Raw genomic sequence first — 22170 nt, 5'->3', positions numbered from 1 at the left:
ACGGCGCATAAAATGCCGCCCGTGGTCATCGCCATAAGGGAGGCATTGCATGACGCTTCAGAACGTGACCGACACCTACCAGCAAGAGGTGCCGCCCCACGCGCCAGCCAACGAACCGGTCTACGACCTCGCCCCGCCGGTCGATCTGACCGATCCGGAAGTGTTTTCCAGTCATGGCGGCTACACGCACGAAGCCTTCGCCATGATGCGTCAGAAAGCGCCGGTCATGTGGCATCCGGAAAAGGCCGCCGCCGGCTTCTGGGCCGTCACGCCGTATGAACTGGTGAAGAAGGTCGAACTGGACCCGGCGACGTTCTCGTCCCAGCGCGGCGGCATCTTGATGACCTATGGCCTGCCGGATCAGCCGCGCCATCCGCTGCTGCATTCCTCCAGCTTGAACAGCCTGATCAATCTTGACCGACCCTATCACACGCCGCTGCGGATGGAGCACATGCACTTCTTCCGCCCCGGCTTCGTCGCCGAACTTCGCAAGCGCGTGGATGCCTATGTGACCGAACTGCTCGACGCGATGGAGAAGCAAGGCCCCGTCGTGGACATGGTGGAGATGTTCTCCGCCGAACTGCCGCTGTTCACCCTATGCGAAATCCTCGGCGTTCCGGCGGCCGACCGGCCGAAGCTCGTCCACTGGATGCACTTCCTGGAGACATCGCAATACCGGGCCCAGCAGGAAGGCCTCGGCAATGTGACGCCGGAAGACATCATGGAGTTCGTCAACGAGATTCAGGCGATGTTCGACTTCGGCCGTCACCTGCTGGCCGAACGCCGCAAGGAGCCGAAAGAAGACCTGCTGTCAGCCATCGCCAACGTCGAGATCGACGGCCAACCGCTCAGCCCGGAATTCCTGGACGGATCCTGGCTGCTGATTGTCTTTGCCGGAAACGACACGACCCGGAACTCTCTTTCCGGAACGATGCGCCTGCTGACGGAATTCCCGGACCAGAAGGCGAAGCTGCAGGCCAATCCCGACCTGTTTCCCAACTTCGTCCACGAGGCGATCCGCATGGTCTCGCCGGTCACCTATATGCGCCGCACGGCAACGGCAGACACCGAACTCGGCGGCCAGCCCATCGCCGAGGGCGACAAGGTGGTCATGTACTATGCTGCGGCGAACCGCGACCCGGCGAAATTCCCGGACCCGAACCGGTTCGACATCACTCGGGAGAACGCGAAGGAGCATCTCGCCTTCGGGCATGGGCCTCATGTCTGCCTGGGCCAGCGCGTCGCCAACATGCAGCTTGAAGCGGCTTACCGGCAAATTCTGACGCGCTTCCCGGATGTGAAATGGACCGGCGAGCAGACCATCGCGCCGAACAATTTCGTTCACGCCATCTCCAGCCTCATGGTGGATCTCGGATCATGACAGATACACTCGTTACGCGGCAGGACAATGATGGCTGCGCCATCCTGACCCTGAACCGCCCGGACAAGCTGAATGCGCTGACGGTCGGCATGTTCCGGGAGCTCCGCTCGCACGTGTCCGATCTCTACAAGGACGACTCCATTGGCTGTGTCGTCCTGCGCGGTGCCGGCAAGTGCTTCTCCGCCGGGCACGATCTGGCAGACATTGCCGAGGGCGAAGCCGTGCCGTCCCGCGGCTGGCATTCGGAAACGCTACGCCTGATGGAGCGCCTGCCGAAGCCTGTGATCGCTGCCGTGCACGGGCACTGTTACACCGGCGCGCTGGAAGTCGCGCTGGCGGCGGACTTCATCATCGCCGCCGAGAGTGCGCGTTTTGGCGACACACACGCCAAATGGGCCCTGACGCCGATCTGGGGCATGAGCCAGCGCCTGCCCCGCCGCGTCGGCATCGCGACCGCAAAGCGCCTGATGTTTACCGCCGAAATGATCCGCGCAGACGAAGCCTTCCGCATCGGACTCGCCGAAATGATCGTACCGGACGCCGAGTTCGACGCGGCAATTGAAAAACTGGCCGGACAGATCACGGAAAACTCTGCCTTTTCTCATGCGGCCAACAAGCGGCTTCTGGAAGCCACCGATGCACGCGATATGGACAGCGGCCTGCAATGGGAGATACTTAACAATGAGGGCGTGGGGCCTGACATGCAGGCTCGAATCGGGGCCTTTACAGGAAAGTCACCGAAAGCAAAGACATGAGCGATTTTCTCATCCGGCGCGACGACCTGCGCGACGTCAAATGGACCGACCGGCTCGCAACACCGCTGGCCGATGGTTGCGCGCGGCTCAAGATCGAAGCCTTCGCCCTGACCGCCAACAATGTCACATACGCCACCTTTGGCGATGCGATGAAATACTGGGACTTCTTCCCGGCGGCTGACCCGGCTTACGGGCGCGTCCCGGTCTGGGGCTTTGCGACGGTTGAAGAGTCCAAGGCCGAAGGCGTGACGGCTGGCCAGCGGGTCTACGGATACCTTCCGATCTCGGATCGCTTCGATGTCGAGCCCTCGAAAGTGAGCAAAGCCAGCTTCGTGGACGGCGCTGCGCACCGCCAGCCCATGGCCGCCATCTACAACACCTATATCTTCACAGCCGCGGACCCTTCCTACGACGCTGAGTCCGAGGCACAACAGATGCTGTTCCGGCCGCTGTTCACCACCGGATGGATGATCGACGACTCGCTGATGGAAACCGGTGATCCGATCCCGGAAACGGTTGTGATATCTTCGGCCTCTTCTAAGACCGCTCTCGCCCTCGCGCATTGCCTGAAACAGCGTGGCAATGTGGACACCGTGGGGCTGACCTCCAAAGGCAACAAATCCTTCGTGGAATCTACCGGGCTGTATGGCCGGGTGAGAACCTATGGCGATGTAGACCGTCTGCATGCACGCGGACTGACCGCCTTTGTCGACTTTCTCGGCCGCCCCACCCTGACGGCAGACGTGCACAATGCGCTGAAAGACCGGCTCGTGCGCAGCCTTGTCATTGGTGTAACGGACTGGGAAGGCAATCGCACCCCGATCCAGCTGCCCGATCCGCAGCCGGAGTTCTTCTTCGTACCGACCTATGCGGCGGAGCGTACCAAGCAACTCGGGGCCAACACGCTCAATGCGAAGCTCGGCCAGTCGCTCCTGAGTTTCTACAAGGCGTCACGCAAGTTCGTGAAACCGAAACAAGCCAAGGGACACGAAGCCATCTCTGCCGCCTGGCAGAAAACGCTGGATGCGGATGTGAGCCCCTCCTCCGGTCTTATCCTCACGCCGTGAGGCGGGCATGAAAAGCGTAAAGCAACTGCTTGCCGAGTTGAGGGACGCCGCAAACGGCGCGCCGCGTATTTATGTGCCCGGCGGCCCGGCGGAACCTGCCTGCGTAGCGGACGCCCTGCGCGAAACACCCGACCTGGCGGACGGCACCACCTTCGTGGGTCACTGGCTGCCAGGTATCAACCGGACAGCCTGGACCGATTTTCACCCGAACGCGTCTGCTGAAGGGACATTCCTCTATTCGGAATACCGCACCGCATTCGAGGAAGGTCGTTACAGGCTGTGCCCCATCCATTATTCGGAAGCCTATGAATGGCTGAAGTCGGTTCCGTTGGATGCCGCTTTCATTCCTGTCTCTGCCCCGAACGAGCAGGGAGACGTCTCACTCAGCCTCGGCACTGATATGTCGCCGGCACTCGCGGATCGCAGATATATCCGCCGGATTGCTGTAGTCCGGCCGGACATGCCGTTCCCGGCAAGTGCCCCCCGCCTGCCTCTTTCGGACTTTACGGATGTTCTGGAAGACACCGCGCCGCTCATCACGCTCACCGATCCGCCTCTCTCGGATGAATCAAAAGCGATCGCGGCACATGTCGCAACTTTGCTGGATGAAGGGTTCACCATCCAGTCCGGCATCGGCAGCGTGCAGCAGATCGCGATGGCTGCGGCAGCGCACCATCGAAATATCCGTATTCATACAGGCATGATCACTGACGCGACGATGGAAGCGCTGAATGCCGGGTCGATCGCACCAGAGCCCGGCACGATCCTGACGGGTACGGCCATTGGTACACCGCCGCTCTACACGACAGCCGGAAAGGATGCGCGCTTCAATTTTCAGCCTGTGAGTGTCACCCATTCCGTGCCTGTGCTGGCCGCCATCCCCCGCCTTGCCGCCATTAATGGCGGCGTGGAAGTCGACTTGTTCGGACAGCTGAACTCCGAATGGGTCAAGGGACGTCAGGTTGCCTCCACCGGCGGGCTCGGCAACTTCGTGCGCGGGGCGCAATTGTCCGAAGGCGGGCGCAGCATCATTGCCCTGCCGGCCACCGCCCGTGGCGGCAGCCTGTCCCGGATTGTCGTGCAGCTTGCCTCACCCACAGTGACGCTCAGCCGGGCAGAAGCCGGCTATGTCGTCACCGAATACGGAGTTGCGGACCTAACCACGGCCGACATCGACCAGCGCGCGGAACGGCTGATCGCCATTTCCGCGCCTGACTTCCGGGACGAGCTCGCCAACCAATGGGCCAAGCTGCGCGCCAGCCTCTAGCCGCGCGCACCTTCCAGTTTCCGCTTCTTGCCACCGCGGCTACGGCTACCCGGCTTACCACCGGCCTTGCCTGTGCCTTGAGTCTTTCCCTTGCCCTGCGGGCGGGAAGAATTCGGCGGACGGCGCTGGCCACCACGTCCACCAGTACCGCGCGCCGGGCCTTTTGGCTTGTAGAGACGCTCGTTCGGGTCAGGCGTCGGCAACAGATCGACTTTGGTGCCTTCCGGCGCCTTCAGCACATCGATTTGCATATCGATCGTCTTCTCGATGTCGCGCAGGAAATAGCGCTCGTCTTCCGCGACGAAGGAGACGGCAAGACCTGTCCGGCCGGCGCGAGCCGTCCTTCCGATACGGTGCACATATTGCTCAGGCACGTTCGGGACTTCGAAGTTCACGACATGGCTGATGCCGTCGATGTCGATGCCGCGGGCGGCAATGTCGGTTGCCACCAGCACCTTGCAGGTGCCGTTTTTGAAAGCATCCAGCGCCTTCATGCGTTGGGGCTGGGATTTGTTGCCGTGAATTGCGCGCGCATCCAGGCCCTTGGCCAGAAGCTTTCGGACAACCTTGTCGGCACCGTGTTTCGTCCGGGTAAAGACGAGGGCCCGGTCGATTTCCGGATTGTTCAGGACATCAAACAGAAGTTCGAGCTTGTCATTGTTGGACACGTGATACACGCCCTGGTCCACACGCTCTGCCGTGGTGGAAGGCGGCGTCACCGAGACGCGTACCGGCTTATCCAGAAATTGCTGGGCAAGATCGGAGATCAGCTTCGGCATGGTGGCCGAAAACAGCAGCGTCTGCCGGTCTTTCGGCACCTGCGCCACGATCTTCTTCAGGTCGTGGATAAAGCCCATATCGAGCATCTGGTCGGCTTCGTCGAGGATCAGGACTTCGATTTCCTGAAGGCTGACTGCCTTCTGTCCGACAAGGTCCAGCAAGCGGCCCGGTGTTGCCACCAGAATGTCGGCACCGCCCTGAAGGGCGCGGCGCTGAGCATTGATGTTCACGCCGCCAAATACGGTCTGCACGTTGCAGTCCATGTGGCGGGAATAGGTACGGAAGCTCTCTGCGATCTGTCCGGCAAGCTCGCGTGTCGGCGCCAGCACAAGGACACGGGCACTCCGTGCCCGGCGCTTCTGCGGAAACTCAAGCATGAAGTCGAGCGTCGGCAGCGCGAAGGCTGCCGTCTTGCCGGTGCCGGTCTGCGCGATGCCGAGAAGATCCTTGTCTTCCAGAAGCAGCGGAATGGCCTGTGCCTGGATCGGGGTCGGCGTTTCATAGCCTTCTTCCGTAATTGCCCGCATCAGCAGCGGATTCAGGCCGAGGTCTGAAAACTTGGTCATGTAGTGTCTTTCATTCGAGCGGGCGCGCGGCATGCCTGCGCGCTGCCAGCCCTGGAGGGTTTAATTTTGTGGAAGCCCCGCGCGATCAGGGGCAACGGCATTGATTGAATGCCTGAAGGGGCTGGCCGGTCGCGGCGGGAATGCCCGCTGCACGTTTCACGCTGCCTGCCCCATGCACCGGTTCCGGCGCGTCGACATGGGCCACATGGCCCTGTTTGTATGAACAGTCAATGAAGCGGATGAGAAAACCCGCCGGCGTCTCCCCGGTCAGCGCGCCGTGACGATGAACTCTGTCCGCTCATTCCGGTCGCGGGCCGCTGCGGAATTGCCGCTGTCGATCGGCCGGGATTCGCCATAGCCTTCGGCCGTCAGGACAGCTTCATCCACACCATGTTCAATCATGTAGTCGCGGATTGCATCGGCGCGCTGACGCGACAGCTGGAGATTGTAGCTGTCGGATCCACGCGAGTCCGTGTGCTCGGCAATCTCGATATTATAGGCGGAACAAAGTCGGGCGATGCCGGTCGCTGTATCCACCACCGGCAGCTCAGCCGCATTCAGCGCGGCCATATTCACCGGGAAATCGATGTCGTCGACCCGTAGGGTCTGATCAAAAGCATCCTGGCAATCATCCAGCGACAGGTCGCTGTTCATGAGACGCGTAAGGCCTGCCCCCAGCGTGTCCTCCCGCCCTTCGACCGCCATCGCATTGACGATCAGGCTGACTTTTTCAGCGCCTTCCGGATCATTCTGGATCGCCGCTTTTGCCGTAAGGAAGCTGACGTCCCGGGCGGCCAGTCCCGGCGCTGTCCCAACGACGGCAGCAACGCCGTCACGGACCTGCAGCCCAAGCCAGGGATAGCCGGTGGTTTCGAAAGTCTGCTCCAGTTTCGCCGCCCAGCCGACCGGTTCTCCCGACATGTCGGTGATCGGGGCTGGTTCAGGACGGGACGATGCGTCCGCCCGCATGACCAGGATCTTGCCATTGCGGATCTGGTAGGTGCCGTCGGAGATCGGAATACAGTCCGCTTCGGCGACCGAGGCCGCCTTCTGTGCGGTTGGAGCGCTGTCCTGCCCCGAACAGGCGGCCAGCGCCAGGACTGCCGCAGCGCCGGTAACCATTCGTGTCGCCAGAGCCATCTTGTCTTTCCTTATGCCTTCAGGATCCGTGTTTCTCACGGAGCCCATGCATGATCCGGGCCGGTTGCGTCCGGATCCCCGAACAGCATCCGGCGTTCACCCCGCCTTGTCAAAACCCTTCGCGGGCCGGGCGAGGTGCCGCCGGTAAACGCGGTCAGTCTTCGTTCTTGTAGACCACGCCGCCTTTCATCACGAAGTCGACATCTTCGAGTTCCGTGATGTCCTTCAGCGGGTCGGCCGTGACCGCGATGATGTCGGCATACTTGCCCACCGTGATGGTGCCGATGTCGGCATCCATTTCGACATGTTCGGACGCGATCACCGTCGCGGACCGGATGGCCTCTTCCGGCGTGAAGCCCGCGCCCACCATCAGGGCAAATTCCTGCGCATTATCGCCATGCTTCGAGACGCCCGTATCCGTGCCGAAGGCCACGTTCACACCGCCCTCATGTGCCCGGCGCAACATGTCTTGCATCAGCGGGCCGACGATGGCTGCCTTCGCGCGGCTGGCTTCCGGCAGCCATGGCTCGTTCACCCAGCCTGTCACGGTTGCCCCGGCCAAAACGGTCGGCACCAGCGTGGCGTTGTGTTCCTTGAACAAGGCGATGGTTTCGTCGTCGGTGTAAGTCCCGTGCTCGATGGAATCGATGCCGGCACGCAGGGCGGATTCGATGCCGACCTTTCCGTGCGCGTGGGCCGTCACCTTGCGACCCATGGAGTGCGCCGTCTCGACGATGGCTTCCAGTTCAGCAGCGGTGAATTGCTGCTCAAGACCGGCCTTGGTGTTGGACAGGACACCGCCCGTCGCCGTGATCTTGATAACGTCAGCCCCTTCCTTCACCTGCTGGCGGACTGCCCGGCGGCAATCGTCCGCGCCGTTGCAGATATTCTTGCCGGTGAACAGCGCCATGACTTCCGGCGAATAGCCGTTGATGTCGCCATGTCCACCGGTCACGGACACGGCCTGTCCGGCGGCCCGCATGCGCGGCCCGGGCACCAGCCCTTTCGCGATGGCATCGCGCAGGCCGAACACGGCATCGTTTGAACCGCCCACGTCCTGCACGGTTGTGAAGCCGGCCAGCAGCGTCTTGTGCGCGTAGCCTGCGCCGTCGAAGGCCTGGTCGACCGTCGTGTCCTCGAACGTCTTGATCCGTTCGCCCGGTCCGTTCTCGCTGGTGATATGCACATGGCTGTCGATCAGACCCGGCAGCACATAGGCATTGCGCAAATTGATCACCGGCACACCTTTCGGTCCGGGCTTGTAACCTGCTTCGACAGAAACAATCCGTCCATCTTCGACGATGATTGTCTGCTTGCGCAGATAGCCATCCCCCGGCGTGGCCAGCAGGTAACCCGCATGGATCACCGCTTCCTGTGCGTTTGCCATGCCTGCAAATGCCAATGCCGCCGCCGCGACCAGTCCAAAGCGTTTCATGAGATAATCCCTCCAGTTGGGAGGAGCCTAGCCCCGTCCCCACAACACCGCAATCGGTGCACTACTCTTCTATCAGACGACCGTCCGAATCTCTTTTTTCCGGTCCATGCACCCGGGCGCGTCCATCGCCAAACGCGGCATCGCGGGCCCTCAACGTGGCTTTCAATCCCTTTTCAGCGACACTCGCCCTGAAGCCATCCGCCGCGCGCGTATTGTGCCCGCGTACATCGTTCTCGACCGCGAGCCGCTGGAGGGTGCGCGCCCCCATAAGCTCCATGGCGAGGTTCACGATCCGCTTGTTGGCGGACAGGAGGTCCGGGTCGATTTTCGCCATGCGGCTGGCAAGGCCGACGACCTCGTTTTCGAGGTCTTCGCCCGGGACGGCCTTCATGACCAGGCCAATGGCCTGCGCCTCCGTGCCAGTCACGGTGTCGCCGGTGAGAAGCAAGCGCTTCGCCCATTGCGGGCCGCAATTGTAGACCCAGAAATTGTTGGGCAGCGCGCCTAGATCCCGTGCAGGCGGAAAGCCGAAGGTCGCATCATCTGCGGCAATCACCATGTCGGCCAGCAGGGCAAGGTCACATCCGCCCGCCAGGCAATAACCATGCACTTTGGCAATCACCGGCTTGTGCATGTCGAACAGCGCCATCCGCCAGCGCTGCTGGCGCTCCAGTTGCCAGGCGTCGTCATCGATGCTTCGACCCCCGCGATAGGACTTGGTTTCCTTGTCCTCCACCGGGGACACGGGCACGTCTCCGTCGGCGCCGGAAAGGTCATAGCCGGCGCAGAAAGCCCGGCCGGCACCCTCGAGGATCACACAGTGTACGGACCGGTCATTGTCCGCTTCCCACAGGGCCGCGGACAGTTCGGACTGCATGACATAGGAGAGCGCGTTGAGCTTGTCGGGCCGGTTCAGCGTGATCCGTGCATGACCGTCCTGCGTGGAATAGAGAATTGTGTCGAATCCATTCATGGGCTGGCCTTCTTCCAGGACACATCCAGACGCGGCTGATCGCGGAATTCGTCCGTACTGTCGGGCTCCCACGGGAACAGGCCATCATCCCCCGGCCAGAAAATCTGGATCATCCCCCCGAGCGGCGGACGGTCCGTTTCGCGGCGGACCATGATGTTGATCGCACCGACTTCGCCAAGATGTTCCGGATGTACCGGGCGCAGCTCGACATCGGCTTCATTCAGCACACCATCCATGCGGAGCGGTTCACCGGTCCATTTCTTTTCTTTCACCAGTTTGGCGGCGACATTGTGCATCATGCCATCGGCCGTCTCACGGTTCAGGCCGAAGACCACCAGTTCCGGCAGGCCGAACTTTTCCTGCATGCCCACGGTCACGGTAAACAGGAGGCGCGAATTCGGATCCGCCGGGTTTTTCTGGACATAGACCTTTGTCCAGCCGTCACGGTCAACATTGTCGGCCACGGCCTGCAGTTCGGGGGAAAGTGCCATAGTGGTCTCCTCAGGCAGGCAGCTTGTCTGCTGGATAAGCGGGATAGCTGGCTTTCATCACACCGTGATTGAGCAGCATTTCCGCGATTTGCTTGTCTCCGGTCTTGTCGAAGAATTTCGTGCGGATCCAGTAATTCTCCACCCGGCGGCTTTCCGACAGGGCGACCACTTCGCGGCGCAGGATGTAAGTCTCCCCCACCAGAAGCGGGCCATTGACCATACGTACTTCGAGGTCCGCGAACAGGCCGATCGCCGGCTGCTTGACCGGGAACTTTGCTGTGCGGCTGGAGTAATTGCCCAGCACACTGACCATTTCCAGCGGCACAATCGGCTTGCCCCATGGTCCGGCGGAGGCATCGCTGTAAACCGCCATCGGCTCGGTGATGACTTTCAGTTTGTCGGCGAGTGAGAACGGGTAGAGGCTTCCCATATGCTGGTGCATGCCCATGGTCACGGTCTCGTCGGCGATGCCGGTCATGCCGACCTTCATGTCTTCCAGAATGACGAGATCGCCCGGCGGGCGCAACTTCTTCATCCGGCCTTCCAGAAGGGTCTCGCCATGATCCGGCCCGATGGAGGCGCTCGCCTCCAGCACGGGTGTGCCGTCTTCCTTGAAGGCGCGGCACAGGGTGCGGCTTTCGCCGGGCGCCGGACGGTCGACCTCAACGCGCACTTTCTCGCCTTCGAACACCATGTTCAGGAAGTGGCTGGAGAAGCAGCCGCGCTCGAACCAGTCATTGCCCCAGATGTCAGCCAGATAAGGCACAAACTGGGAAAAATGCGTCGGCCCTTCGATGGGGCCTGCCTTGATGCCGAGGCGTTCGGCTTCGCTGTCATCATGCAGGCTCTTGTGCCCGTCATAGGATTGTTCCTGCAGCATCTGCACGGGCGCTCGCAGCGGCCCCTTGATTGTCTCGGTCATGGCGTTTCCCTTTTTCTGAAGTCTGCCACCATCATGGCACGGCGTCACCCAGCGGTGACGCGGCCTCCATATCGATGGCGTGTTGAACTGCCTTGTAGAATGCCTTGCGGGCTTCCCATTCGCCGCCCGTGTCGCCCAATGCAGACGTCCAGCTGGCATTCGAGGCGATAACGAGGTTGCGGTTTGGATCGATAAAGATGCCCTGGCCAAAAATGCCATCAGCCTGGTACGATCCGTCATCCCACGTCCACCATTGATAGCCATAGCCTTCGCCGGGTGAGCCAATGTCGGCTTGCGTCACGGTGGCGGCTTCAATCCAGCCCTCAGGCAGCACATTCTGTCCGCCGGCTTTGCCGCCCTCAAGCATGAACTGGCCGAAGCGCGCAAAGTCCCGCACCGAGGCCTGGATGCAACAGCCGCTGATTTCATGCCCGTCATTGCCGAGCAGCCAGGTCGCGTCCTGCGCCATGCCATAGGGCGCCCATATCTTTTCGGAGAGATACCCGCCGAGGTTCCGGCCCGTGGCGCGGCTCACCAGCACACCGATCAGGTTGGTCTCGCCCGTGGAATAGTTCCACACCTCCCCAGCCGGATGCGCGCGCCCGAGGCCTGCCATATAGGTCGCCAGCGCGCTGCGCCCTGGCTCCGCCTCCTGCTGGTCAAACCGGGCAACATCGGACTGGGGGTCGCTGTAATCCTCGTTCCAGTCGATCCCAGACGTCATGGTCAGCACCTGACGGACCGTCACGCCATCATACGCCGAGCCCTTCAATTCATCGATATAGTCCGACACCGGATCATCCAGGCTGCGGATAGCTCCGTCCTTCACGGCAGCGCCGACCAACGTGGAGGTCAGGGATTTGGCGACGGAAAAACTGGTCCAGCGGCCATCCGGACGGAAGCCCATCTCATAGCGTTCCAGCCGGACTTTACCGTCCTGCAAAATAACCAGGCCTGCTGTCCGGTTCGCAGCAAGATAGGCATCCAGATCAAGGCCCAGGTCCAGCGGCTCGCCTTCGGGCAGGTCGCGCGCCGTATCGCCATGGGCAATGGCATGAGACTCGATGACGAAAGGAATACGGTCGATCATGCGGAAGCCCGCATCGCGCTGCGCCTGGTTCCAGAACAAGACGTCCCGACCATAGGGCTGGTGCGCCAGCAGCGCGCGCCATTCCGGCCCGATCAGGATCCAGCCTATCCCCGACGCGACGATCAGCGCGGCGAACACCAGGCTCATGCGTTTCAGAATGACCATGTCCGCTTCCTCCTCACACCTTTCCACCACGCTCCGGACCAAACCGCCATCCCAGGAAAGACAAAGTCAGCAACAGGCCGGACAGGCAAAGCGTCAGCGTGGTCGTGCCATGCCAGCCGGCATGTTCGTAAGCATAGGTAGCGCCCCAGCTGGCCATGCCTCCACCGACGAACATCAGCACGATATAGGCCGTCATCAGGCGCGTCCGGACGCCGGGCAGCAGGCTGAGGAACGTCATCCGGCCGGTGATGTCGATCAGCGGGCCCACGACATTCATCATCATGATCGGAATCAGCAGCAACCAAAGGCTGTGCCCGAACAGGCCCAGAAGGCAGACAGCGCTGAACTGCAGCACGGCAATGTAGACCCGCGCCTTGCGTGGCCCGATCCGGTCGGCCCAGGCCCCCATGGGCGGTGTGGTCATCAGGTTCAGCAGCGACACCGCCGCCAGATAGCCAACCGTGTCGGCGCCATAGCCCATGGCCGGACTGGTCAGGTACAGGCCGAGGCCCAGCCAGACCGACAGGAAAATGCCGAAGCCCAGCCCCTGGATGGTGCCCGACAACAACACTTCTGGATGCTTCCGGATGATCGGAAAGACAGACAGGACAAGGCCGACATAATTATGCTTCGGCGCATCCTTGTCGGACTTTTCCCGCTCATCCATGATCCGTGGCAGCATGAAGGTCACCGTCGCCATTACCGCCGCCGCGATGAAGTAGACCGTGCGCCAGCCCAGATGTTCCCCCACCCAGCCGGCCCCGACACGGGCCAGCAGAATGCCGCCGATCACGCCGGTGGTTAGTGTCGCGGTTACCTGGCCGAGCCGCTCCGGCGCCACGCGCTTGGAGGCATAGGCCGGCAACAAATAGGGGGTGATGGTGGAGAAGCCGAGAAAGGTGGAGCCCGCCACGAAGACCCGGAAGTCGGTCGCCACAGCCATGACGATCAGTCCTGCCAGCTGGCCGGTGGCGAAGATGGTCGCCAGCTTGCGGTTCGAGACCCGGTCGCCCAGCGGCAGCAACAGCAGGATGCCCAGCGCCAGCGCAATCTGGTTCAGGGCCGGCACCAGTCCGATCTCGGAGGGCGACACGCCAAAATCCTTCGCCACCAGGGCGATGATCGGATGAATGTAATAAGCGTTGGCCGTGACAACAGCACCCGCCAGGGTCAGCAGGATCAGATCCCGCCGCCCCAGGCGCTGTGTGTGTTGAGCCGGGTGGTCCCCGTCACCGGATGGGTCGGGCGTCACCCCGGCATCCCGGCACGGCGGGCATAGCTGGCGGCAAATTGTGCCAGCGGCACGACCCGGGCGGCATTGCTTTCCGCATTCGCGCTGTTTGCCGTGCCGTCGCGCACACGGCCGATAATGCCCTGCAGGATGCCTGCCAGGCGGAAGCCGTTATAGGCGAAGTAGTAGTCGAGCTCCGGCAGGCCGTCGCGGCCCGTATGCTTGCAGTAGAGTTCGACATATTCTTCCATGGTCGGGATACCCCAGGCCTTGAGGTCCTTGATCGCCATGATCGAGCCGCGCGTGGAATCACCCGGCGGCATCACCCAGTTCATCAGGTGGTAGGAAAAGTCCGCCAGCGGATCTCCCAGCGTGCAAAGCTCCCAGTCGAGCACGGCAATGACTTTCGGCTCTGTCGGGTGCAGCACCATATTGTCGAGGCGGTAGTCACCATGGACGATGGTCGTCCTGTCACCCGGCGGGATGTTTTTCGGCAGCCATTCGATCAGCTGTTCCATTTCCGGAATATGCTGGGTTTCGGACGCCTTGTACTGCTTCGTCCAGCGGTGGATCTGGCGGGCAACATAGTCGCCTTCCTTGCCGAAGCCTTCGAGGCCGGCGGCGCGCCAGTCGACATTGTGCAGGTCGGCGAAGGTCTTCACCTTGGCCTCATAGATGGCTCGGCGCTCGGCGGGCTCATAGTCTGGCAGCGTGCCGTCCCACAGGATCCGGCCTTCGACCATGTCCATGACGTAGAACATCGTGCCGATGACCGAGTCGTCTGTGCAGAGGCCATAGGGACGGGCCACCGGATATCCGAGCGGGTAAAGCGCGGAAATCACGCGGAATTCCCGGTCCACGGCATGGGCGCTGGGCAGCAGCTTGCCCGGCGGCTTGCGGCGCAGCACATACTTCTTTTTCGGGGTCACCAGCTGGTAGGTCGGATTCGATTGGCCGCCCTTGAACTGGCGCACTTCCAGCGGGCCTTCATAGCCCTCGACATTTTCTTCCATCCAGGCGGCCAGGGCCGCCTCGTCGAACTTGTGCGTCTCAGCTACCTCTTTGGTGCCGCTGAACAGATCGTTTGCTGTTGGCGCGTCGGCCATTTTCCTGCCCTCATTTCCGCAATTTTTCAAAGGATACCATACTCACGGGCCACGCTGCGCCAAGGCCTTCCGCGACGTCCGCGTGACCTGCCCGGCAAGGAAAGGCACGCGACATGCTCCAGATCAAAACCCTGATCACAGCGATCACTATCATTTGCATCGCCAGCGTATGCGTGGCGGGGCTTGTCACGTTCATGATCTGGCGAGAAGCTGGCCGTATGCTGCATCATGGAAAGGCAGCTTCCCTAACGGCAAAGACAGCACAACTTGCTGCACCTGTGAGGAGTAAAAAGGCACCATGAGACGTTTTCTGACCTTCACCAGTGTGAGTCTCGCCGCCCTTTGCCTTTCTGCCCTGCCCGCGGCGGCGATTCCCGTGGATCCGCAGGGCCTCATCCGGCCGGAACTGCTCGGCCAGGCGCTGGCTTCCCTGAAAGCGCATAGCGACACAGCAGACCAGACCCACCTCGTCGTCGTGGACTATGCCCGCCGCTCTGACGAGAAGCGGGCCTATCTGGTCAATCTGGAGACCGGCCTTGTCGAAGCCGCTTTCCGCGCAGCCCATGGATCCGGCTCCGACCCGGACCATGACGGCTTCCTCGACCAGTTCTCCGACGTGCCCGGCTCCTCGGCGAGCCCTGAAGGCGCCTACCTGCTGGCCGAGCAATATGTCGGCAAGCATGGCAAGTCGCTCCGTCTCGACGGCCTCGACCCGACCAATGCCAATGCCCGCGCCCGGGCCATCGTCATCCACGCTGCCGATTACGCCGAGCCGACCTTCCTGCAGAAATGGGGCAAACTCGGCCGCTCGAATGGCTGCATCGTCTTCTCAAAGAAAGACCTGGCGACCTTCCTGAAAGACGTGCCCCGCCGCACGCTAATCTACGTCGGCAAGTGACAGGCCCACTGACAATTTGTTGTCAGCCCGGCAAAATCTCCTAGTGTATCCCCTTGCCAATTGGCACCGGGGGACAATCGCATGCGGTTGAAACGATCTGCGCCAGAGGAGTCTCAATGATCCTCTCTCGCGTCATCAAGCATTTCCGCCAGCAGGAATGGACCGCCATCGGTATCGATTTCCTGATCGTCGTGCTCGGCGTGTTCATCGGTATTCAGTTCGCAAACTGGAACCAGTATGCCAGCGACAGGCATGATGAAACGCAATACCTGCGGCAATTGCAGGACGATCTCCACAACATCCAGGCGGAAGTCGATGCGCAGATCGAATTTGAACAGTTCCAGGTGAATCTGACCGCCCAGACCTTCAACCTGATCCGCAATGACACCTCCGACGACCGTGCCCTGAAAATCGACATGGGGTTGAGTATGTTGATGGTGCGCCGTACTTTGCGGACGCAGAGCCCGACTTTCCTGAATCTTCAGGGCTCCGGAAAGCTCGACATCATTTCCGATCCGGATCTGCGCGCAGCCATCATTTCATATTTCTACAGCACGGCGCGTCTGGAAGCGGCCATCGACAAGAACAACGCGGTTTTCATCGATGGGGCGTATGCCGACTTTATCATGAGCAACCGGATCCCACCTCGCAGATGGGACGACGGTCTGATGAGCATGGAATTGCCGCCATCTGCGCAGATCTCGTCCGAGTTCAAGGAAAAAGCCCGGCAAGGGCCGATCTATGACGCGGAGGGCGGCAGTCTTGCTATGCCACCTGACTCCGAGTTCTGGGATGAGGTCATCGCCCAGCTCTCCTGGCGCGGATATATCTCGACCAACAATGAAGCCCTCGTCCAACATCTTGCTGCGGCGACGGAAGCGCTGGAGTCGGAACTCGCCGACCACCTCGAAAGGCGAGCGCCATGATCCTCCGCCGTCTCACAAATGCTTTCCGCAAGCAGGACTGGTTTACGGTCTTCATCGAAACATTGATTGTCGTGCTGGGTGTCTTCCTCGGCATCCAGGTGGCGAACTGGAATGAAAGCAATGCGCAACGGGCGGATGCCCAAAAACTGCTGGTGCGGCTGGATGAGGAAGCAGGCACACTTCTGGATATCCAGAGAGCTGAGTATGAATATCATCTTCCTCGAATTGAAATGATGAACGCTGCTCACGCGTTACTCTTCGACGAAATGCCGGAACGGGATCTGACCCAGAACGAATGCCGCCTGATCGGAATTTCCCATTGGCTTCCGGCCCCGACAGACGACCTTCCCGCACTGGAAGAGGCGATCGCGACCGGGCGGCTTGATCTGATCACAGATGACACGATAAGAACCAGTGTGCGGGCTTTTGTTCTCGTCAGAGACCGGGCCCGGCGAGCTTATGATGAAGCGGTGAATGAGCTTTATCGGCTGAATTCGCGTCACCCGGAAGCCATCTGGTACGTGCCCGAGCCGGTCGATGTCGACGACGCATCGCTGTTTGTCATGCAGCGAAACAACCGTGTGGATGGGCGAGTCGACGGGCGGGGGTTTAAATGGACCAGTCGCTGTAGTTTGGAGGAAATGCGTAAAAGCAGGGTTTTCCTCGCCGAATACGTCGACAATGTCTCGCGCCTCAACTCTTACATTGAGAGATATGAGCAGCTGATCGCGGTGCTGAATGATCTCGATGCCGCTCTGGCCGCAGAATTGAGTGAGAGCGAATCCCTATGATCCTCCGCCGTCTCACCCATGCCATCCGCAAGCAGGACTGGTTCACCGTCTTCATCGAAACGTTGATCGTCGTGCTGGGCGTCTTCCTCGGCATCCAGCTTGGCAACTGGAACGAAGCCCGCGCGGACAGGGCGCGGGAAACGGCCCTTCTTATTGAATTGAAGGAGGAAGTCGAAACTTCCATCCGCGTCACGAACCAGAAGGCCGACGCCATCGGTCAGGTCGTGGCCGCCGGGAAACGCTCGCTCGATTTCATGGCGGACGGTGCCTCCTGCGGGACGGAATGCTGGCCCGTCATTGTGGACTTCTTTCACGCCTCCCAGTGGCAACCCATCGACGTCGACCGGTCGACCTATGCCGAGATGCGCCGGCAGGGGCTGCCTCGGTCACGCGAGATCATCGACGCCGTTGAGGCGTATCTTGCAACAAACGACAATTTGTCCGTGACCAATTTTGTACCCGCCTACCGTTCGCGCGTGCGCCAGCTGATCCCCCTCGACGCGCAGGCGTTCTACTGGGAACATTGCTACGACCTCAAAGATGGCGCCGAAACCTACATTCTCGACTGTCCGAAAGGTGCCACCGATGAGGCTGCGCGCCGTACCGCCGAGAAGATCGCGGCCAATCCTGACATCGAACCGCTGTTGACCGAATGGGCCGGCCTAATGGTCTCGACACCCGCCGACCTTCACAAGCAGAACGAAACGGCGGAACGCGCCCTGGCAGTGATCGACAAGGAAATGGAGCGCCGCCAATGATGCTCCGCCGCATCACGATTTTTCTTTTTGCCGCAATTGTGCTGGCCTCGTGCGCATCTTTTCAGGGGCCTGAAACGCGCGCGCCCGCGTGCACCGGCAATGCCAGTCCCGCCGCCGAGGAAGTGAGTGCGGCTCGCGCTGCCTTCAACCAGGCGATTGCGGACGAGGATATCAACGCAATCACCGGGTTGCTCGCGCCGGATGTGATACTGGTGACCGGCACCGACAGCTCCTTGTTCGATGGCCGTGACGAACAGGTGTTGATCTGGAGGGAAGATTTCGCGGCCGCAGACCGCACCATCTACATCCGGGCCACAGAATGTGTCTCCGTCTCGCCCATCTTCCCGATCGCCTTCGAAACCGGCATTTGGCGCGGGGAGCACACGGACGATAACCAGTCGTTTGCGTCAGGCGTCTACAGTGCCAAATGGCGCAATGCAGATGGCGGATGGCAACTGGAAGCGGAAATATTTTCGACGGAGGAATGCGGCGGCAGTTTCTGCCCCGCAGACACAGCCCCATGATCCTTCGCCGCATCACCGAAGCCTTCCGAAGGCAGGACTGGTTCACGGTCGCCATCGAAACACTGATCGTGGTCCTCGGCGTTTTCCTCGGCCTGCAGGTCAACAACTGGAACGAAGCGCGGGCCGCCGAAGCCCGGAAGGCTGAAATTGTCGCGGCGCTCGTGACCGACCTGAAGGACGCAACCTATGTGATGGAACAAGCCGCCATTCCCGCCATCGATGCCGGTCTTGCCGACTGGGAAGCCGCGTTCCAGCGCGGAGAAACCCCTGCCCCCTATTATTTCCGGATGGATGGCTCCGACATACCGCCCAACACGTGGAGCGTGCTGCAACAGATGGACATTATCGGCCTGTTCGATCCGGTCACCATCTTCGACCTCAACATGTATTATTCGGAAATGGATGGGGTGGGCCGCAAATACATTCGCTATGTGACATTCGTCGAGGACGACATCCTGCCTTATGAACCGGGCAATCCGGGATACTTCTATACGGATGATGGCGCAGCCCTGAAACCGCAATTCCGCGCCAGCATGGATCGCCTGCGCGAATGGCGGGGCGAAATGAGCCGGCTCGGCCGCTGGGCGAACTGCCTCGCGGATCGGCTGGATGCCGGAACACATCCGGAAATGTCCTGCCTGCGTGCGGACCCGTCCATCTCTGCGGAGTCCCTGCTGGCACTGCCTCAGCCGGAGCCCCCACATGAGCCTTGAGCAGCTTGCCTATATCGCCCAGATCGCCGGTGTCATTGTCGTCGCCGCCACCCTGATTTTCCTGACGATACAAGTCCGGCAGGGCACCGTGTTGCTGCGCTCGGAGTCGCGGCAGACACAGCTCGCGAATGACCAGACCGGCGTCTACAAATTCGTCGAGTTTCCGGAACTCGGCCGGATATTGTCGCAAGTCGAAACGCCGAGTTTCGAAGAGAAGACCAAGGTGATCTTCTGGATGATCGGCCAGATGCGTGCGCGGGAATATGAGTGGCTGCAATACAAGTCCGGCGCCATGGACAAGGAGTCGTGGGAAACCTATCGCGGCGTGATCTACTTCGTGCTGGGCACCGAACGCGGCCGCGCACTTTGGGCCCTGACGTCCGGTTATTTCAATGCCGGCTTCACGGCCATGGTCGAAGAGATGATCCGCGACGTTCCGCCCATCGAATACTGGGACGATCTGCAAGCAATCAAATAGGCGGCAGCTTCGCTGCGCCCTTCGGATTAAACTTCCGCCACAATCGAGATTCCTGCGACGGGAACTGCAGCGCGCTGCGTTTGACTTTTAAGCGGTTCGCCGCAACCGGTCCCGTTCGCTGTTGTATCCTCCCTGAAATGACACAGCGAACCGCCCGCCATGCTGTCTGTCTTACCCCCTGAGCCCCAACAGACTGCATGGCGGGCACCTCCATTTTCAGGCCCCGATTCCTTACCGGAATTTCACCTCTCACGAACGCGTGAATACCATGGAAACGGCGCCTGCTTCTCCCATATGGAAAGGACGAGAGAGGTCCCGTTCGAAACGTTTCTTCCCCCCCTGGAAACCGAACGGCGAACCGCCCGCCATGTCGTCCCGTCCTCACCCCCCGCGATAGACGACATGGCGGGTTTTGTCTCGCTTTTCGGCCGATATGGATAATTCGCGCGGGCCGGTCGTCATGTTCAAAAGTCCCGTTCGCTATGACAGCCCTGAAACTGTCAGACGCGGACTGCCCGCCGGGCCGGAAATCCCAACCGGGACGGCGGGCTCCACTTTATTCTCAGGTCAGCGAAAAAATTCTGGATAAAGCGCCGGACCGAAACGTCCTGTCTGTGAAGCCCGCACTTTGGGCCTTCTTCGCTGTGGATACCATTTCCCCATTCTCCCACCGCACTCGGGGACAGCGAACAGCCCGCCATGCCTGGTCCTGCCCCCCGGATTGATAGGCATGGCGGGCCCCTTTTTCCGCCACTGCACAGATTTTCTTCAGTATCATTCCCGGCCTTGCTTTCACCACAGGCGCGGTTACACACCCGCGCATGCTCACCATCACGAACCTCGATTTTCAGGTCGAAGCCCGGCCCCTGTTCGAGTCTGCTTCCGCGCAGATCTCGGCCGGCTGGAAAGTCGGGCTTGTCGGCCGCAATGGCACCGGCAAGTCGACCCTGCTGCGCCTGATCCGGGAGGATGTGGAACATCCGACCAATGATGCCGCGATCCGGCTGAACACCGGCGCCCGGCTTGGCTGGGTGGCACAGGAAGTCGCCCCGACCGACGAGACCGTGCTGGAGGTTGTCCTCGCCGCCGACACCGAGCGCCACGCCCTGATGCAGGAAGCCGAGACCGCGACGGATCCGAACCGGATCGGCGAGATCCACGAACGCCTGATGGACATCGACGCCTGGTCGGCAGAAGCCCGCGCCGCCGAAGTGCTCCACGGCCTCGGCTTTTCGGATGAAGACCTCACCCGTGCGACCAAGGAATTCTCCGGCGGCTGGCGTATGCGCGCGGCCATTGCCGGCGTGCTCTTCTCCCAGCCGGACTTCCTGCTGCTGGACGAGCCGACCAACTATCTTGACCTCGAAGGCGCCGCCTGGCTGGAAACCTATATCCGGAAATATCCGTATACGGTACTGATCGTCAGCCACGACCGGGAAATGCTGAACCGCTGCGTGACCCACACGATGGCGCTGGAACACAGGAAGCTGTCAATCACGCCTGGCGGCTATGATGACTGGCTGAAGCTTCGCGCCGCCAAGCTGGCACAGCTGGAATCCCAGCAGGCCAAACAGGCCAAGGAGCGCGCGCACCTGCAGAGCTTCGTCGACCGGTTCCGCGCCAAGGCCTCGAAGGCCCGGCAGGCCCAGTCGCGCATCAAGATGCTGGAGAAGATGCAGGACATCTCCATCCCCGTCGCCGACCGCACCACGCCGTTCCACTTCCCGCCGCCCGCCGACAAGCTGGCCCCGCCGATGCTGGAACTGAAGGATGCCGATCTCGGCTATGGCGAAGGCGCGCGTATCCTGTCGAAGGTCAACCTTCGTCTGGATCCGGACGACCGGATCGCCATCGTCGGCGCAAACGGACAGGGTAAGACCACGCTGGTCAAATCCATCGCCGAACGCCTCCCGCTCATGGCGGGCCAGCGCGTCACGCCGAAGGCTGTCCGCATTGGCTATTTCTCGCAGGACCAGCTGGACGAGCTGTCCGAGGGCGATAGCGTGCTGGACCATGTGCGCCGCCTGCTGCCGCCGGACACGCCACCCGCGAAAGTGCGCGCCGCCGCGGCCGCCATGGGCTTCTCGGCGGAGAAAGTGGAAACAAAGGTCGAGAAACTGTCGGGCGGCGAAAAAGTGCGCCTGCTGCTAGGCCTCATGTCCCATTCGGCGCCGCACATCCTGATCCTCGACGAACCGACCTCTCACCTCGACATCGACAGCCGCGAGGCACTGATCTACGCGCTGAACGACTTCCCCGGCGCCGTCCTCCTGATCACGCACGACGTGTACCTCGCCGAAGCGACCGCTGACCGTCTGTGGCTGGTGAAAGACGGCCGCGCGACGACCTATGACGGCGACCTCGAAGACTACCGCGCCCTCGTCATGAAGGCTGACCGCGCCGAGGCGAAAGAGGCCAAGTCAAAAGACGCGAAGCCGAAATCATCCGCCCCGAAACCGGCCGCCTCGCCGGAGGACAAGAAACGCCTCACCGCCCTGAAGAAAAAAGCCCGCGAAGCCGAGGAGCGGATGGAAAAGGCGAACGCCGCCATCGCGAAGATTGACGCGAAACTCGCCGAAGGCACCCCTCCGCCGGAAGAGCTTGAAAAGCTCCTGAAAACCCGCGCCACCCACGCCGAAACGGCCGAAGAAGCCGAACACGCCTGGCTCGAAGCCGCCGAAGCGCTGGAAGCCGAAGCCTAAGACCTGTCACA

Annotated in this window: 22 protein-coding genes; 13 read left to right on the top strand and 9 right to left on the bottom strand. The window is 61.3% G+C overall.

Features of this window, described 5'->3' with window-relative positions; genetic code table 11:
- The first annotated feature begins 49 nt into the window (after positions 1-49).
- From HY26_RS02605 to HY26_RS02590, 4 genes are read left to right on the top strand one after another with little or no spacing between them, the layout of a single operon-like run.
- A complete protein-coding gene (locus HY26_RS02605) occupies positions 50-1381 on the top strand; it encodes a cytochrome P450 (protein ID WP_034768204.1) in 1332 nt (443 codons plus the stop codon).
- Positions 1378-2136, top strand: coding sequence for an enoyl-CoA hydratase/isomerase family protein (locus HY26_RS02600; protein ID WP_112072873.1), 759 nt, complete (start codon positions 1378-1380; stop codon positions 2134-2136). Before HY26_RS02605 ends, HY26_RS02600 begins: the two co-directional genes overlap by 4 nt.
- The gene (locus HY26_RS02595; RefSeq protein WP_034768200.1) at positions 2133-3203 is read left to right on the top strand and encodes a DUF2855 family protein; all 1071 of its coding nucleotides are present in this window, start codon (positions 2133-2135) and stop codon (positions 3201-3203) included. Before HY26_RS02600 ends, HY26_RS02595 begins: the two co-directional genes overlap by 4 nt.
- Positions 3204-3210: 7 nt before the next feature.
- Entirely contained in the window at positions 3211-4470 is a 1260-nt protein-coding gene (locus HY26_RS02590; RefSeq protein ID WP_112072872.1) for an acetyl-CoA hydrolase/transferase family protein, read from the top strand.
- Here the strand turns inward: HY26_RS02590 and HY26_RS02585 are convergent.
- The 9 genes from HY26_RS02585 to HY26_RS02545 form a co-directional block, all read right to left on the bottom strand.
- Positions 4467-5816, bottom strand: coding sequence for a DEAD/DEAH box helicase (locus HY26_RS02585; RefSeq protein ID WP_034768429.1), 1350 nt, complete (start codon positions 5814-5816; stop codon positions 4467-4469). The two genes, HY26_RS02590 and HY26_RS02585, sit on opposite strands and share 4 nt — an antisense overlap.
- Positions 5817-6083: 267 nt before the next feature.
- The gene (locus HY26_RS02580) at positions 6084-6956 is read right to left on the bottom strand and encodes an OmpA family protein (RefSeq protein ID WP_158531402.1); all 873 of its coding nucleotides are present in this window, start codon (positions 6954-6956) and stop codon (positions 6084-6086) included.
- Positions 6957-7110: 154 nt separating this feature from the next.
- Entirely contained in the window at positions 7111-8391 is a 1281-nt protein-coding gene (locus HY26_RS02575) for an amidohydrolase family protein (RefSeq protein ID WP_034768198.1), read from the bottom strand.
- A gap of 61 nt (positions 8392-8452) precedes the next feature.
- Positions 8453-9364 carry a crotonase/enoyl-CoA hydratase family protein gene (locus HY26_RS02570; protein ID WP_034768196.1) on the bottom strand — a complete coding sequence of 304 codons (912 nt, stop codon included), beginning with the start codon at positions 9362-9364 and terminating at the stop codon, positions 8453-8455.
- Positions 9361-9855, bottom strand: coding sequence for a DUF4262 domain-containing protein (locus HY26_RS02565; protein WP_034768194.1), 495 nt, complete (start codon positions 9853-9855; stop codon positions 9361-9363). The genes HY26_RS02570 and HY26_RS02565 overlap by 4 nt, the downstream gene beginning before the upstream one ends.
- Positions 9856-9865: 10 nt before the next feature.
- Entirely contained in the window at positions 9866-10777 is a 912-nt protein-coding gene (locus HY26_RS02560; protein ID WP_112072870.1) for a hypothetical protein, read from the bottom strand.
- 31 nt (positions 10778-10808) lie between these two features.
- Positions 10809-12032, bottom strand: a complete 1224-nt coding sequence (locus tag HY26_RS02555) for a serine hydrolase (RefSeq protein ID WP_233351513.1) — start codon at positions 12030-12032, stop codon at positions 10809-10811.
- Positions 12033-12045: 13 nt separating this feature from the next.
- Positions 12046-13284 (bottom strand): MFS transporter, encoded by a 1239-nt coding sequence (locus HY26_RS02550; protein ID WP_233351512.1) that lies wholly within the window; start codon positions 13282-13284, stop codon positions 12046-12048.
- Positions 13281-14369, bottom strand: coding sequence for a phosphotransferase family protein (locus HY26_RS02545; RefSeq protein ID WP_034768188.1), 1089 nt, complete (start codon positions 14367-14369; stop codon positions 13281-13283). The genes HY26_RS02550 and HY26_RS02545 overlap by 4 nt, the downstream gene beginning before the upstream one ends.
- A gap of 113 nt (positions 14370-14482) precedes the next feature.
- Here HY26_RS02545 and HY26_RS02540 point away from each other — a divergent pair, with 113 nt between their 5' ends.
- From HY26_RS02540 to HY26_RS02500, 9 genes are all read left to right on the top strand, one after another.
- The gene (locus HY26_RS02540; protein WP_034768186.1) at positions 14483-14671 is read left to right on the top strand and encodes a hypothetical protein; all 189 of its coding nucleotides are present in this window, start codon (positions 14483-14485) and stop codon (positions 14669-14671) included.
- Positions 14668-15267, top strand: coding sequence for a murein L,D-transpeptidase catalytic domain-containing protein (locus HY26_RS02535; protein ID WP_034768185.1), 600 nt, complete (start codon positions 14668-14670; stop codon positions 15265-15267). Before HY26_RS02540 ends, HY26_RS02535 begins: the two co-directional genes overlap by 4 nt.
- Before the next feature lie 116 nt (positions 15268-15383).
- A complete protein-coding gene (locus HY26_RS02530) occupies positions 15384-16193 on the top strand; it encodes a hypothetical protein (protein WP_112072869.1) in 810 nt (269 codons plus the stop codon).
- Positions 16190-16984, top strand: coding sequence for a hypothetical protein (locus HY26_RS02525; protein ID WP_112072868.1), 795 nt, complete (start codon positions 16190-16192; stop codon positions 16982-16984). The genes HY26_RS02530 and HY26_RS02525 overlap by 4 nt, the downstream gene beginning before the upstream one ends.
- Positions 16981-17742 carry a hypothetical protein gene (locus tag HY26_RS02520; RefSeq protein WP_112072867.1) on the top strand — a complete coding sequence of 254 codons (762 nt, stop codon included), beginning with the start codon at positions 16981-16983 and terminating at the stop codon, positions 17740-17742. Before HY26_RS02525 ends, HY26_RS02520 begins: the two co-directional genes overlap by 4 nt.
- On the top strand, positions 17739-18266 hold the full coding sequence (locus HY26_RS02515; RefSeq protein WP_233351511.1) for a nuclear transport factor 2 family protein: 528 nt from the start codon (positions 17739-17741) through the stop codon (positions 18264-18266). Before HY26_RS02520 ends, HY26_RS02515 begins: the two co-directional genes overlap by 4 nt.
- Positions 18263-18979, top strand: coding sequence for a hypothetical protein (locus tag HY26_RS02510; RefSeq protein ID WP_112072866.1), 717 nt, complete (start codon positions 18263-18265; stop codon positions 18977-18979). Before HY26_RS02515 ends, HY26_RS02510 begins: the two co-directional genes overlap by 4 nt.
- The gene (locus tag HY26_RS02505; protein WP_112072865.1) at positions 18969-19457 is read left to right on the top strand and encodes a hypothetical protein; all 489 of its coding nucleotides are present in this window, start codon (positions 18969-18971) and stop codon (positions 19455-19457) included. Before HY26_RS02510 ends, HY26_RS02505 begins: the two co-directional genes overlap by 11 nt.
- A gap of 821 nt (positions 19458-20278) precedes the next feature.
- Complete coding sequence (locus HY26_RS02500; protein ID WP_034768182.1) at positions 20279-22159, top strand: ABC-F family ATP-binding cassette domain-containing protein; 1881 nt, start codon at positions 20279-20281, stop codon at positions 22157-22159.
- The last annotated feature ends 11 nt before the right edge of the window (positions 22160-22170 follow it).

It is taken from the genome of Hyphomonas sp. GM-8P, from assembly GCF_003263315.1.
In the GTDB taxonomy this organism is placed as follows: Bacteria; Pseudomonadota; Alphaproteobacteria; order Caulobacterales; family Hyphomonadaceae; genus Hyphomonas.
This window is presented reverse-complemented; position numbering and strand designations above follow the sequence as displayed.